The organism is Pararhizobium sp. DWP1-1-3 (assembly GCF_049896125.1).
Taxonomy (GTDB): domain Bacteria; phylum Pseudomonadota; class Alphaproteobacteria; order Rhizobiales; family Rhizobiaceae; genus Pararhizobium.
In genome coordinates this window covers 188129-202672 of the sequence record NZ_JAFCTR010000003.1, presented here as the reverse complement: position 1 = coordinate 202672, position 14544 = coordinate 188129, and the positions used below count along the sequence as shown (strand labels likewise).

The 14544-nt window shown below is 59.5% G+C and carries 13 protein-coding genes; 9 read left to right on the top strand and 4 right to left on the bottom strand.

Annotated elements, in window-relative coordinates; translation table 11 throughout:
• Positions 1 to 7 precede the first annotated feature (7 nt).
• Genes ACP7BS_RS08955 through ACP7BS_RS08930 form a run of 6 tightly spaced genes read left to right on the top strand, consistent with a single transcriptional unit; the run spans position 8 to position 6740 of the window.
• Positions 8 to 811, top strand: a complete 804-nt coding sequence (locus ACP7BS_RS08955; RefSeq protein ID WP_426230363.1) for an HpcH/HpaI aldolase family protein — start codon at positions 8 to 10, stop codon at positions 809 to 811.
• A gap of 10 nt (positions 812 to 821) precedes the next feature.
• Complete coding sequence (locus ACP7BS_RS08950) at positions 822 to 1706, top strand: SMP-30/gluconolactonase/LRE family protein (RefSeq protein WP_426237707.1); 885 nt, start codon at positions 822 to 824, stop codon at positions 1704 to 1706.
• Between the two features lie 3 nt (positions 1707 to 1709).
• Positions 1710 to 2474 carry an SDR family NAD(P)-dependent oxidoreductase gene (locus ACP7BS_RS08945; RefSeq protein ID WP_426237705.1) on the top strand — a complete coding sequence of 255 codons (765 nt, stop codon included), beginning with the start codon at positions 1710 to 1712 and terminating at the stop codon, positions 2472 to 2474.
• A gap of 32 nt (positions 2475 to 2506) precedes the next feature.
• Complete coding sequence (locus tag ACP7BS_RS08940) at positions 2507 to 4498, top strand: alpha-glucosidase (protein ID WP_426237703.1); 1992 nt, start codon at positions 2507 to 2509, stop codon at positions 4496 to 4498.
• A gap of 2 nt (positions 4499 to 4500) precedes the next feature.
• Positions 4501 to 5274, top strand: coding sequence for a TSUP family transporter (locus ACP7BS_RS08935; protein ID WP_426237701.1), 774 nt, complete (start codon positions 4501 to 4503; stop codon positions 5272 to 5274).
• The gene (locus ACP7BS_RS08930) at positions 5271 to 6740 is read left to right on the top strand and encodes an NAD-dependent succinate-semialdehyde dehydrogenase (protein ID WP_426237699.1); all 1470 of its coding nucleotides are present in this window, start codon (positions 5271 to 5273) and stop codon (positions 6738 to 6740) included. Before ACP7BS_RS08935 ends, ACP7BS_RS08930 begins: the two co-directional genes overlap by 4 nt.
• A 48-nt stretch (positions 6741 to 6788) precedes the next feature.
• Here ACP7BS_RS08930 and ACP7BS_RS08925 read toward each other — a convergent pair whose 3' ends face one another.
• From ACP7BS_RS08925 to ACP7BS_RS08910, 4 genes are all read right to left on the bottom strand, one after another.
• Positions 6789 to 7736, bottom strand: coding sequence for an aldose 1-epimerase (locus tag ACP7BS_RS08925; protein ID WP_426237697.1), 948 nt, complete (start codon positions 7734 to 7736; stop codon positions 6789 to 6791).
• 7 nt (positions 7737 to 7743) lie between these two features.
• The gene (gene araH, locus ACP7BS_RS08920) at positions 7744 to 8694 is read right to left on the bottom strand and encodes an L-arabinose ABC transporter permease AraH (protein WP_426230356.1); all 951 of its coding nucleotides are present in this window, start codon (positions 8692 to 8694) and stop codon (positions 7744 to 7746) included.
• Positions 8691 to 10223 (bottom strand): L-arabinose ABC transporter ATP-binding protein AraG, encoded by a 1533-nt coding sequence (araG, locus tag ACP7BS_RS08915; RefSeq protein ID WP_426237695.1) that lies wholly within the window; start codon positions 10221 to 10223, stop codon positions 8691 to 8693. The genes araH and araG overlap by 4 nt, the downstream gene beginning before the upstream one ends.
• Before the next feature lie 67 nt (positions 10224 to 10290).
• Entirely contained in the window at positions 10291 to 11274 is a 984-nt protein-coding gene (locus ACP7BS_RS08910; RefSeq protein ID WP_426237693.1) for an arabinose ABC transporter substrate-binding protein, read from the bottom strand.
• A gap of 205 nt (positions 11275 to 11479) precedes the next feature.
• Here ACP7BS_RS08910 and ACP7BS_RS08905 point away from each other — a divergent pair, with 205 nt between their 5' ends.
• From ACP7BS_RS08905 to ACP7BS_RS08895, 3 genes are all read left to right on the top strand, one after another.
• Entirely contained in the window at positions 11480 to 12256 is a 777-nt protein-coding gene (locus ACP7BS_RS08905; protein ID WP_426237691.1) for a FadR/GntR family transcriptional regulator, read from the top strand.
• Positions 12257 to 12328: 72 nt separating this feature from the next.
• The gene (gene dgoD, locus ACP7BS_RS08900; RefSeq protein WP_426237689.1) at positions 12329 to 13477 is read left to right on the top strand and encodes a galactonate dehydratase; all 1149 of its coding nucleotides are present in this window, start codon (positions 12329 to 12331) and stop codon (positions 13475 to 13477) included.
• 17 nt (positions 13478 to 13494) lie between these two features.
• Positions 13495 to 14274, top strand: coding sequence for an SDR family oxidoreductase (locus ACP7BS_RS08895; protein WP_426237687.1), 780 nt, complete (start codon positions 13495 to 13497; stop codon positions 14272 to 14274).
• Positions 14275 to 14544 lie beyond the last annotated feature (270 nt).

The window sequence follows — 14544 nt, the reverse complement described above, 5'->3', positions numbered from 1 at the left end:
GACGACAATGAGCCTGACAAACCCTTTCAAGGCATGGCTTGCAGAAAAAGACCGGGCAACACCACTCGGTACATGGCTGATGGCCGCGGCACCTGCAACGGCCGAGGCGCTCGGTTATGCCGGCTTCGATTTCCTTGTCGTCGATATGGAACATGTCCCGGTCGAGGTCTCGGATGTCGCAGGGATACTGCGTGCCATCGGCTGCACGCCGGCCGAGGCGGTAGTACGGCTTGCCTGGAACGATCAGGTTCTGGTCAAGCGCGTGCTCGATGCAGGTGCCCGCACCGTCATGCTCCCCTTCGTGCAAACCGCCGAGGAAGCGCGCGCGGCCGCGTCCTACACCCGCTATCCGCCGCAGGGCATTCGGGGCGTTGCCGCCGTTCATCGCGCATCGAAATTCGGCACGATCCCGGACTATCTGAAGCGCGCGAATGACGAGGTCTGCACCATTGTCCAGCTTGAAACACCTGAGGCGATCGAGCGGCTGCCGGAGATCGCGGCCATCGATGGTATCGATGCGCTGTTTGTCGGTCCGGGCGACCTGTCCGCCGCCATGGGCCATATCGGCAATATCGCCCACCCCGAAGTGCAAGCACTGATCGAGAAGGCGGCGAAGGACGCGCGCGCTGCCGGCAAGCCGGTGGGCATCGTCGGTCCCAATCCCGATATGGTGAAGCGCTTCCTTGGATACGGCTACGATTTCGCAGCCATCGCTTCTGACATCGCAATGATGACCGGTCGCGCCAACGACTGGCTCGGCGCCCTGAAGGGACAGGCGGCTCCGGTTGCGGCACCAGCCGCTGCCTACTGAGGATATTTTCGTGCAAACCGGCTTCAACCTCGTTTTCGACGCAAAGACGGCTCTCGGCGAATGTCCCTTGTGGTCGGCGGCCGAGCAGGTGTTGTATTTCGTCGACATCAAACGCTGCAGCATCCATCGTTTCGACCCTGCGACGAGCGATTTGAAGACCCTCGAACTTTCAGAGGAGGTTGGCTGCATCGGTCTTGCCGAAGGCGGCGGATTCGTCGCGGGCCTGCGGTCGGGAATCTGGCTGGTCGATGCGGATGGCAGGCCGTTTCGCAAGCTGGCCGACAATCCCGAGGATCAGGAGATCAGCCGCTTCAACGACGGCATGGTCGATCCGATGGGCCGGTTCATTGCCGGAACCGTCGATGAAAGCCGCGAAAAAGGCATTGCAGCACTTTACCGGTATGACCGCAACGGACTGGCGAAATTGGCCGGTGGTCTCCTGACGTCCAACGGTGTCGCGTTCTCGCCCGACGGAAGCCGCCTCTATCACGCCGATACGCTTCGCTACACGCTCTACACGTATGATTACGCACCGAAAACCGGGACCGCATCCAACCGGCAGGTCTTCGCCCGGTTCGGCAGCGACACTGACAAGGGTCGCCCGGATGGCGGCGCGGTTGATCTCGAAGGCTGCTACTGGACGGCGCTGTTCGAGGGCGGGCGGGTACAGCGCTACAACCCGAACGGCGCCTTGCTGGCTGAGTATCCGGTGCCAGTCAAATGCCCGACAATGGTCAGCTTCGGCGGTGCGGATATGCGCACGCTGTTTTGCACCAGCGCCAGTGTCGGACGCTCCGATGCAGAGCTTGAAGCATTCCCTCTGTCGGGCGGCCTTTATGCCATGCGTACCGATGTCGCTGGGTTGCAAAAACCTCTTTTTAATCCGGAAGCCTGATCCATGCCATCCACCTATGACACTGTCCGCTATGCATCTCTTCAGGGCCGTACCGTGCTGATCACCGGCGGCGCTTCGGGGATCGGCGCTGAAATGGTCAAGGCATTTTCGGTGCAGGGCGCGAATGTCTCCTTCATCGATATCGACGCGGTCGAAGGGGGAAAGCTTGCTGCAGAAACCGGTGCCACCTTTTCCACCTGCGATATCACTGACATTACAGCCTTGCGGGTTGCCATCGCCGAGATTGAACAGGCGTGCGGCGGTATCGACACGCTCGTTAACAATGCAGGCAAGGACGATCGTCACGCGATGGCCGATGTCGAGCCGGAGAGTTGGCGCCGGGCGATGTCGCTCAATCTCGATCACCAGTTCTTCGCCACGCAGGCCGTCAGCCGGCGCATGGCGGAGAAGGGGGCGGGGTCGGTCATCATGCTCGGTTCGATTTCCTGGATGCGTGGGCGTCCGGGTATGGTCGGCTACACGACGGCCAAGGCGGCCATCAATGGCATGACGAAGACGCTTGCCCGCGAACTCGGCCCTTCCGGAATACGGGTCAACTGCATCGTACCCGGTGCGATCGTGACCGAGCGACAAATGAATCTGTGGACCTCTCCGGAGCAGAACCAACAGTTCATTGACCTTCAGGCGCTGAAATTCAGGCTGGATGCGACCCATGTGGCGCGCTTGGCGCTGTTTCTCGGTTCGGACGAGAGCGGCGGCTGCACAGGCTCGAATTTCATCGTCGATGCCGGCCTGACCCAGAATTGACCCCGACGATGCAGGACTTGAAAGACACAACCATGAAACTCGAAGAGACGGAAACCGGATTTACGCTGTCGATCAACGGACGGATGATCCTCGATCATAGTACAAGTGCGCCATGCATCTTTGCTGGCATCGGGGAGGAGCGCATGGATATGTATCGCGGCAACTTCGAAATCGAGGATTATGTCATCGAGCGTAGCCGCCTTGCACATGCGCACGTCGATGGAAACCGGATCGCTCTTTCGGAAAAGCCCGGCCAGAAGCCCCGACTGGTGCTGACAGTCACAGAACGCTCCATCGAATTCGAAGCAATGGACCCGTTACTCAATCGGCTCTGGATTCGTGTCGTCGCTGATACCGAAGAGCACGTCTGGGGCGGCGGCGAGCAGATGTCCTATTTCGATATGCGCGGCCGCCGTTTCCCGATGTGGACATCCGAGCCTGGCGTCGGGCGCGATCGGACCAGCGAGATCACCTTCAAGTCTAACGTCAAAGATCGGGCGGGTGGAGATTATTTCAACACGAACTATCCCCAGCCTACCTATGTTTCCTCAGCCCTCTACGCGCTACATGTGGAGACACCGGCCTATTCCGTCTTCGATTTCCGTCGCAAAACCTTTCACGAGATTGAGGTTTGGGCGATCCCTGAGCGGATCGAACTTTTCGCCGCGCCGACATTCGTCGAACTGGTCGAGGAGTTATCAGACCGTTTCGGCCGGCAGCCGCCGCTTCCCGATTGGATCTATAACGGCGCGATCATCGGCCTCAAGGATGGGGAGAGTTCTTTTTTACGGCTTCAGAAGATGCGCGATGCCGGGGTTGCTGTATCGGCGCTCTGGTGCGAAGACTGGGTGGGTCTGCGCCAGACCTCTTTCGGCGCTCGGCTTTTCTGGGACTGGCAGGCCAACGAGGATCGTTATCCCGGTCTGCGTCAGAGGATTGCCGAGCTGAATGATGACGGCATTCGGTTCCTGGGCTATGTGAACCCTTATCTTTGCGTCGACGGCCCGCTGTTTGAGATTGCCGAAGCGGCCGGCTATTTTGCGACGGATGCGGCCGGCAAGACCGCGCTCGTGGATTTCGGTGAGTTCAATTGCGGCGTTGTGGACTTCACCAACGAGGCTGCTGCGGAATGGTTTGCCGAGGACATCATCGGCAAGAAGATGCTGGACTATGGGCTTTCCGGATGGATGGCTGATTTCGGCGAATATCTGCCGATCGACGTGCATCTTTCGAATGGCATCGACGCCAAGCTGATGCACAACATTTGGCCAACCCTCTGGGCCGAGGTCAATGCGAAGGCGGTTGCAAGCCGCGGCCAGACCGGTGAGGCGCTGTTCTTCATGCGTGCCGGCTTCACGGGTGTTCAGAGACATTGCCCGCTGCTTTGGGGCGGCGACCAGTCGGTGGATTTTTCCCGTCACGACGGGCTCGTCACCGTCATCTGCGCTGCCCTGTCTTCCGGTCTGCTCGGCAATGCGTACCACCATTCAGACATCGGCGGTTATACGAGCCTCTTCGGCAACGTTCGCACGCCGGAGCTTTTGATGCGCTGGGCCGAAATGGCGGCGTTCACGCCCGTCATGCGCAGCCACGAGGGAAATCGCCCGCGCGAAAACGTGCAGATCGATCAGGATCCGCAGGTGTTGTCACACTTTGCCCGGATGACGCAGATCTACACACATCTTGCGCCATATCTTAAATCCCTGTCCGATGAGGCGGTTGCGCGGGGTTTGCCGGCGCAGCGGCCGCTGTTCCTGCATCACCAGGACGATCGCGAGACCTATGCGATCCAGGATAGCTACCTCTACGGTGCCGACATGTTGGTCGCGCCGGTCTGGGAGGCCGCGCAGGCGGACCGTGTGGTCTATCTGCCCCGGGGCGAGTTTTGGGTTCACGCTTGGACGGGTGAAACCTTTGCCGGCGGCGAGAAGCTTCGGATTGCCGCGCCGCTCGGGCAGCCGCCCGTATTCTATCGGGCAGGCTGCGCAAACGAGGCGCTGTTTGCCGGACTTCGAGGCCTGTAGCGATGAACGCTGCCGGTCTTGCGGGGCTTCTGGTGCTGTCTGGCATTGCCGCCTATATGCAAACCCTGACCGGTTTCGCCTTCGGATTGATCCTGATGGGCGGCATCGGGCTGTTCTCGCTGATGCCGCTGCCGGAGGCAGCAGTGCTCGCCAGTTGCATGGTGCTCGTCAATGCCGCGCAGGTTCTGGCCCGCGGCTGGCGCGATATCGCCTGGGCTGAGTTCTGGCCGGTCGTCATTCCAAGCCTTGCCGCTCTTGCTGCCGGATACTGGCTACTGGACGTGATAGCATCGGCGTCGATCGACTGGCTGAAGCTTGTGCTCGGCGTCGTCATCATTGCGTCAAGCCTGCAGCTCGCACTGAAGCCTCAGCCGCTGGCTCTGCGCTCGTCCAGCGCGTCTTTCGTATTTTTCGGCGCAGTTGCGGGTCTCATGGGCGGCCTGTTTTCCACCGCCGGCCCTCCGCTGGTCTACCATCTCTACCGGCAACCTTTACCGGCGGTGAGCATCCGCGAGACGCTGGTGGCGGTCTTTGCCGTCAATGCCGTAATCCGGCTCGCGATGGTCGCAGCCGCCGGCGCTGTACCGCATAGCGGCTTCTGGTGGGGGCTACTCTGTATTCCGGTCGTAGCGATCGTGACCTTCGTTGCAAAACGGTGGCCACCGCCGCTGTCTGCCCTGTCCATCCGCCGCATGGCCTTTGGCCTGCTTCTCATGTCTGGCCTGTCCCTGGCTATTCCCGCCCTATTCAAGATCATAGGAGATTACGTATCATGACCGAGCGCCGCACACTTGCCCTCAGAGACCCCGCCCTTCTGACAGACAAAAGTTTCGTCGCTGGCGAATGGATCACAGCACCCGATGGTAAGTCATTTGCAGTGACCGACCCCTTCGACGGAGCGTTGATCGCCCATGTGCCGGATCTCGGCCAGGCGGTTGTCGCACAGGCGATCGATGCTGCGGCGGACGCGCAAAAACTCTGGGCAAAGCGCACCGCCAAGGAGCGGGCGCAGGTGCTCAAGCGCTGGTACGAGCTTATCATCGAAAACGCCGACGATCTGGCGCTGATCCTGACGACTGAGCAGGGCAAGCCGCTAGCGGAGGCGAGGGGTGAGGTCGTCTCCAATGCCGCCTATCTCGAATGGTTCGCGGAAGAGGCAAAGCGCATCGACGGGGATGTAATCCCCGGCCCCAATGCCAGCCAGCGCATCTTGGTGCTGAAGCAACCGGTCGGCGTCTGCGCAGCGATCACGCCATGGAATTTCCCGAACGGAATGATTACGCGCAAGGCGGGCCCGGCACTTGCCGCCGGCTGCAGCATGATCCTAAAACCCGCTTCGCAGACGCCGCTGTCGGCGCTAGCGCTCGCGGTTCTGGCCGAGCGAGCCGGCGTACCGAAGGGCGTGTTTTCTGTTGTGACCGGTGAGGCCAAGCCAATCGGGCTTGAGTTCTGCCACAATCCGAAGATCGCCAAGATCACCTTCACCGGCTCCACTGGCGTTGGACGTTGGCTGATGAAGGAAGCGGCGGACGGCATCAAGCGCCTGTCGTTGGAGTTAGGTGGTAACGCGCCGTTCATCGTTTTCGACGACGCGGACCTGGACGCCGCCGTAGAGGGGGCGATGATCTCCAAGTTCCGCAATGCCGGCCAGACCTGCGTCTGCGCCAACCGCATCTACGTACAGGAGAGTGTTGCTGCCGCCTTCACTGAAAAGCTCCTTGCCAAGATTTCGAGTCTTGCGCTCGGTCGCGGCACCGAAGCCGGCGTCAGCCAGGGGCCGCTGATTGACGAGAAGGCAGTGGCGAAAATGGAAGAGCATGTCGCCGATGTGCTCGCAAAGGGCGGGACCGTGCTTGCCGGCGGCAATCGCAGCGCCCTCGGCGGCACATTCTTCGAGCCGACGGTCGTGACCGGCGTGACACAGGCGATGAAGGTGGCGAGGGAGGAAACCTTTGCGCCGCTGGCGCCGATCATTTCCTTCAAGGACGAGGCAGACGTCATTGCCATGGCTAATGAGAGCGAATTCGGTCTCGCCTCGTATTTCTATGCCAAAGACATGGCTCGTATTTGGCGTGTTGCGGAAGCGCTTGAAGCTGGAATGGTCGGCGTCAATACCGGCATGATCGCCAATGAAATGGCGCCCTTTGGCGGCGTCAAGCAGTCCGGTACCGGGCGCGAAGGATCGAAGTATGGCATAGAGGGCTTTCTGGAGTTGAAGTATGTTGCACTAGGGGGTCTCTAACAATCCCCATGACAAAGACCGATGCAGTCTGGAGAGGGCGGCAACACCTCATCTTGTACCGACCTCTAAACGTTGGTGAGCATTCTGTTGCTCGGCTTCATGTTTATGAAGGATGGGTGGCGGCAGCGCGGCAGGATGCAATCGCATGCTGCCGGCAAGGTTTTGCTCGGGCATTAGCGTCACCAACCCTCCGCTCGCGATCATGTTGTGAGCATTGGGCAGATGGCTCATGGGCTCGAAGCAGAAGAAGTCGGCATGGGCATCCGGAGAATAAATCATGAAGCACCTGAAGATGCTGTCGGCGGTGAGCGAGAGGCACAGCCCGTCCTCGGGCCATTCCATCCATGCCGTGCCGTTCCAACCGTCAAAGGCATTGTTAATCCAGTGCGCGGGGAGAGGCCGTGAAGCCGCAAAATCCAGTCCTTCGGGTACAGAAATGGACACGTCAGGCAAATGCCCGGCCCGCTCAGTCCAATATCGCCCGGCTTGTGCCTTTAGCCGTGTTCGCGGTGTGCGAGGGAAGAAGGGATGGAAGCCGAGGCCATACGGCAGGGGGATGTCGGATTTATTAGCAACGCTTAGCGAAATTGCCACACCATCGTCCGCGAGTTTCACGGTCTGGATCGTCTCATAGGCGTAAGGGCTGGACGGCTCGCTACAGTGCACATAACGCAACGTTGCCAGGCTGCTGGTTTGTGATATGACCTCCCACTCGGCGAGCCAGCCGTCGCCGTGCAGGCAATAAGGATCGGCGGTATTTGGCTGCATCAAAAACCGCTTGCCACCGAAATCGAAGGCATTCGCCTCGATCCGGTTACCATATGGCACCAGCGGGAAGCTTGCCTCCGCTCCGAGCAAGCGTGAAGCGAGACCTGCCGTTGGCGTCGGCTTTAGGAAGAATATGCCACGATAGCTTGCAGACAGAAGCGAGCCGCCGAAGCGGCTCACATCGACCGAGAGATCGCCATTCCGCAGATGCAGAACGCCCTCGTCCATCCGCGGCTCACCCACGCCGGCCGGCAGCCACGGAGCGCAGGTTATCGAGCAGAACCGCAAGCAACAGGATCAGTCCTCGCACCACATATTGGTAGAAAGCCTGAATGTTGAGGAGGTTCATGACGTTTTCGGCGATGCCCATGATCAGCACGCCGACAATGACTCCAGCCATGGCGGCGCGGCCGCCTGCCAGCGAAACACCACCGAGAACGCAGGCTGAAATGACGGAGAGCTCAAGACCAGTCGCAGCATTCGGCTGACCAGAAGTGATCCGCGAAGCGAGCAGCACGCCAGCGATGCCGCATACCAGTCCCTGCAGCATGAAGATCCAGATGCGCATACGGGCGACATTGACGCCGGCCAGCCGCGATGCCTCCGGATTACCGCCAATCGCCAGCGTGTTCTTACCGAAGACGGTGCGGTTGAGCAGAAAGCCGAAAGCAAGGAAGAGGAAGCCCATGACCCAGATGGGCGTCGGCACACCAAGGAACTTTGACAGGGCCAACTGATAGAAGCCGGGATCATTGATACCAACGGCGCGACCATCGGAGGAGATTAATGCCAGGCCGCGAACGATCTGCATTGTCGCAAGGGTGGTAATCAGCGCATTGATGCGAAAACGGGCGATGACGACACCGTTGACCAAGCCGACGAAGCTGCCGCAGACCAGTGCTGCCAACAAGCCGAGGACGATCGAACCGGTGGCGTTCGACGCCATGACGGCAATCATGCCGGAAAATGCCACTGTCGAGCCGACGGAAAGGTCGAAATCGCGGGAGGCCAGGCAGAACATCATCGTACAGGCAACGATGCCGATGGTGACCACGGATTGCAGGAGGCCAAGCATGTTGCGCTCGGTCAGGAAATTGGGAACCGACAGCGAGACGATCGCGAAAGCGAGAGCGAAAATGACGACCAGTCCCTGTTCGCCGAGAAGAAGTTTTTTCAAGGATGTCATCGGCTCTGTACCTGTTGAATGGAAAGTTCGGCGCAATTCGAAACGTCCGGCAGGGCAGCGGCCAAGATGCGCCGATCGTCGAAATCAGGTCGCTCAATCTCGGCAGCAATGCGGCCTTCGCACATGACGATGATCCGGTCGGTAATGCCCATGATCTCCGGCAGTTCACTGGAGATGACCATGATTGCCATGCCTTGTGCGGCAAGCTCATAGAGGATTTCGTAGATTTCTGATTTGGCACCAACGTCGATGCCGCGCGTCGGCTCGTCGATCAGCAGAACCTTGACGCCCTGCTCGGAAAGCCAGCGGCCAAGGATCACCTTCTGCTGGTTGCCACCGGACAGATTGATGATGTCCTGCTTGCGTGACGGTGTGCGCACGCGCAGCTTGGCGATAAAGGTTTCGGCCAGCTCGCATTCCTTCTTTGGGTTGAGCAGGCCGAAAGGCGAAAAGTGCCGGCGCGAGGAAATCGCCATGTTCTCTTCGATGGACCGGCCCTGAATGATGCCGTCGAACTTGCGATCCTCGGGGCACAGAACAATGCCGGCGCGGATCGAATGTGCGGGGCTATCAGCCGTGACGGTTGCTCCATCGACGATTACCGTGCCCGTTGAGCGCGCATCGGCGCCATACAGAAGCCGCGCCATTTCGCTACGCCCAGCGCCGATCAGCCCGAAAAAGCCGAGGATCTCGCCTTTCCGCACCGTGAAATCAATGGGATGGAGGAGTTTTGGGCCAGTGATATTCCGGGCCTGCAGTCGCGTGTCACCAAGCGGCCGGCCCCGCCATCCCCAGATATTGGCGATTTCGCGTCCGACCATCTCGGCGATGATGTGTTCGCGCGTCACCGCAGAAATATCAGCATGATGGGCGGCAAGCTTGCCGTCGCGCAGAACCGTCAGGCTGTCGCAGAGGCGAAAGATCTCGTCGAGACGGTGCGAGACATAGAGAATGACGGTGCCGTTCGCCCGCAATCGGTCGATCAGCGAGAACAGGATTTCGCTTTCCCGGGAAGACAAGGAGGAGGTTGGTTCATCCAGTGCGATAACGCGCGCATCGACCATAACTGCCTTGGCGATTTCGACCATCTGCCGTTCGCCGATGGACAGCGAGGCGACTTTCGCCGCCGGATCGACATCAATGCCCATCTCGGTGAGTTTTTCAGCCACAACACCGAGCAGCTTGCGCCTGTCGAGCACGCCGGCTTTTGCCGGGAAACGGCCGAGCCAGAGGTTCTCGGCAACGGTCAGTTCGGCGACCAGTTGCAGTTCCTGGTGGATGACGATCACACCGGCCTGAAAAGCATCGCGGACGGATTTGTAAGCTTGCGGTTCGCCATCGATGTGGATCTCACCGGTATCGGCAGCCTGATCACCGGACAGAATGCGGATCAGGGTGGATTTTCCGGCGCCATTTTCGCCCATTAGGCCATGAACCGTCCCTTTCCGTACGGAGAAAGAGACATCGGACAGGGCCTGAACGCCTGGATAGCCTTTTGATATGGATTTGAATTCGAGAAAGTCTAGCATAAGCGGCGCTCCGAATAGGGGCGCCCGGCGGCTGAAGGCCGCCGGGCGTTTTTCGATGATGCGACGATTACTCGATACCCAGCTCTTTGCGGACCGCTTCATAATTGTCGCGCAGCGCGACTTGGCCAGCCGTCAGGATCAGCTTTTCCGGCTCCTTGCCGTCAGCAACCCAGTCATACATGTTGAGCGCAGTCTCGTAGCCGTGACGCTTCGGCGAGATGATGATCGTACCGAAAAAGCCGGTTGCTGTTGGCTTCTTGAACTCATTAATCGCTGAATCCGCGCCGCCGATGCCGACGCCGATCATGCTGTCAGCCGTAATGCCGACAGTTTCAGTGGCGCGCACGGCGCCGAGAACGGCTTCGTCATTGAGTCCAACCGCGACCCATTTTTTGATATTGGCATTCTTGTTGAGAACGACAGTCGATGCGTTGAGCGCTGCTTCAGTATCGGTCTTTGCTTGGGGTGCATCAAAGATATTGGCTTCCGGGAAGCCATTGGCCTTCAGCACCGAAAGAGCACCTTCGATACGATCGACGGCCGTCGGAAGCTGATCGTAGGACACGCGGATCGCGCCCACTTCGGTCATGTTCCAGCCGCGTTTCTTGATTTCGTCGGCGATCGACTGACCGACGGCTTCGCCGATCTTAGTGGCGGAAATGCCCATATGCGGCACATCTTCGATCGGGCTGCCGTCGGCGTTGACCAGCCGGTCATCAACCGTCATCAGCTTGAGATCGTTGGCAGCAGCCTTGGCGATGATGCCGGGGCCGAGCTTGACGTCGGGGGTGCAGATAATGAAACCCTGCGCCCCCTGTGCGCCGAGGTTGTCGATAGCGGACTGAACTTTTTCGCCGTCTTCGGCGCCGATCTTGACCAGCGTGAAGCCCTTTTCCTTGGCGGCAACTTCAGCAAACTTCCATTCGTCCTGGAACCAGGGCTCTTCAGGCTGTTTGACGATGAAACCGATTTTCACATCAGCAGCATAAGCCGACGTGGCAGCGAAAACGGCGACTGTGCCAGCCAGGATGGCTGCTCTTAAAAAGCGCATGGTCTCTCTCCCTAGATCAAACTGCTCCCTGCAGTGTTCATTTGTGTAGGACGAAACATCATACTGGTCAATTGCCTTTGTATGATGATTAAAATAACTATGTATGATAATGAGAATGAGCGTGATGGTCCGTTCGCGACGGTCGCCATGCAATTCAAACTGCGATATGCATCGCCGAAGGCTCGTTGAGCATGCGGCGACGGGGATGGAGATGTCGGTGGAAGGACTACAGGAACGATCAGCGGATGAGGCCGGCGACAAGGCCGTCCGGCGGCCGCGTGTCCAGAAAAACGTGACGAGGGCCATCGCCGCCGATATTTGCGCCGACATCTTCTCGGCCGGCGACTTTCTTCCAACGGAAAACGAACTTTGTGAACGCTACGGCGTCAGCCGCACGGTCATCCGTGAGTCCCTGAAAATCCTCGAATCCAAGGGCCTCGTGCGAGGGCGCTCGCGGGTCGGTACTGTTGTTTGCCGCAAGGACGAGTGGAACATTCTCGATCAGCAGGTGCTGGAATGGATCGGCCCCCGGATCTTTGAATTTGACCTCTTGAACTGCATCCTCGAAGCGCGCCGTGCGATCGAGCCGGCCGCCGCCGAACTCGCGGCCGAGCGGGCGACGGTACAGGAGATCGCAGATGTCGAACGCGCCTGGCATGAGATGCGCGATGCAGACGGCGATATCGAGCGCTTCACAAAGGCTGATGTCGCCTTTCATACCAATCTCCTGAAAGCCAGCCACAATCAGGTGTTTCTGCAATTGGCGAGCATTATTCAGGTAGCCTTGGAGTTCTCGCTGCATGCGTCCAACGAAGCGGTGGATACGCGCGACGAAGCAGTGGATATACACCGGCAACTGGTGGAAGCGCTGCGTATGCGCGACACCGCCGCCGCCCGGAACTGCTCGTTGCAATTGCTGTCTCTGGCCGCACGCGATCTTGCTGTCGCCGTTAAACGGCACATTCCTCAGTCCTCCTCCTAGAAGTCCGGCGCATAAGCGCTCTGGCGCGAAAATTCCGGACCGACACTTCCCTTCGACACAGGACCTTCGCTGATGAAGATCACCAAACTGACCACCTATATCGTTCCGCCGCGCTGGCTGTTTTTGAAAGTCGAAACAGATGAAGGCATTGTCGGTTGGGGCGAACCGGTAGTCGAGGGGCGTGCCCTGACGGTGCAGGCTGCCGTTCACGAACTGGAAGACTATCTGATCGGCAAGGATCCGTTCCTGATCGAGGACCACTGGAACGTCATGTATCGTGGCGGTTTCTATCGTGGCGGCGCGATCCACATGAGCGCGATCTCCGGCATCGATCAGGCGCTCTGGGACATCAAGGGCAAGGCGCTCGGCCAGCCGGTTCACTCGCTGCTCGGCGGCCAGGTCCGTGACAGGATCAAGGTCTATTCCTGGATCGGCGGCGACCGCCCGGCCGATGTGGCCAACAATGCGAGGGACGTCGTCTCCCGCGGTTTCAAGGCGATCAAGCTCAATGGCTGCGAGGAGATGCAGATCGTCGACAGCTACGACAAGGTGGAAAAGGCTGTCGCGACCATCGCGACCATTCGCGAAGCGGTCGGTCCCTATATCGGCATAGGCGTCGACTTCCATGGCCGCGTGCACAAGCCGATGGCGAAGGTGCTGGCCAAGGAACTCGATCCCTACAAGCTGATGTTTATCGAAGAGCCGGTTCTGTCGGAAAACAAGGAAGCCCTGCGCGACATCGTCAATCACACTTCGACTCCGATCGCGCTCGGGGAGCGGCTCTATTCCCGCTGGGACTTCAAGCAAGTCCTGTCCGACGGTTTCGTCGATATCATTCAGCCGGATCTTTCCCATGCCGGCGGTATCACCGAATGTCGCAAGATCGCGACGATGGCGGAGGCCTATGACGTGGCGTTGGCGCCGCATTGCCCTCTTGGCCCGATCGCCCTTGCAGCCTGCCTGCAGGTCGACGCCGTCAGCTACAATGCCTTCATCCAGGAGCAGAGCCTCGGCATTCACTATAACGAGAGCAATGACATTCTCGACTATATCTCCAACAAGGAGGTCTTCCAGTATGCCGACGGGTTCGTCTCGATCCCGCAGGGACCCGGCCTCGGCATCGAAATCGATGAGGCCTACGTGATCGAGCGCGCCAAGGAAGGCCATCGCTGGCGCAACCCGATCTGGCGCCATGAAGATGGCAGCTTTGCCGAGTGGTGATGCAAGGGACTGATGCGATGACGAACCGGCTCAAGGGCAAGCGGATCATGATCACCGGCGCGGCGCAGGGCATCGGCCTTGCGATAGCGCGGGCCTGCGCCAGTGAAGGCGCAAGCCTGTTTCTCGTCGACCTTGATGGCGGCTTGCTGGAGGCAGAGGCCGAGACTTTGAAGGTGGGTGGGGCGACCATCGGATATGCCGTTGCCAGCATCACCGATGCGACGGCAATTTCCGCGGCCGTCGAACGCGCCGCCGCCGAGAGCGGCCCTATCAACGCGCTGATCAACAACGCCGGTGTCAATGTCTTTCACGAGCCGCTGGAAACCAGCGACGCGGAATGGCAGCGCTGCTTCGATATCAACCTGAAGGGCGCCTGGAACTGCTCGAAGGCCGTGCTGCCCGGCATGATCGGGGAGGGCGGCGGCGTGATCCTCAATATCGCCTCGACCCACGCTTTCACCATTATTCCGCACACGTTCCCCTATCCAGTGGCCAAGCATGCCCTGTTGGGCATGACCAAGTCTCTCGGTATCGAATATGCCTCCCAAGGCGTGCGAGTGAATGCGATGGCGCCGGGCTACGTCCGGACCAAGAAGGCGACAGAATACTGGAACAGTTTCCCCGATCCCATTGCAGCTGAGGCCGCGACAATGAAATTGCATCCCGGCGGCCGCATCGCCACGGCGGAAGAGATCGCGCTGGCAGCCCTGTTCATGATCTCCGACGAATGCCCCTTCATGAATGCGGCATGCCTTACGATAGACGGTGGATTGAGCGTCCTGAACCACCCCGTCTGACCGGGCGGCGCTGGAGCGGCGCGCCATGCGCCTGAACCGTTTGCCCAGGAGCGGATCGATCGGCTCATCAGGGAAGCATTCGTCAGTTGTTAGACTTAACTGCCCGACAGAATATCTCGAATTGGCCCGGTCAACCGCTCCGCATTAGCCGCAGTTTCACTTTACTCCGTTTGGATCGAACCAACCTTTGGGGAACCTTCTATCTAACCCAGGGTTTCCAATGCGAAGGAGCACAACATGCAAATCCCCCCACCGACATATGAACTTGGC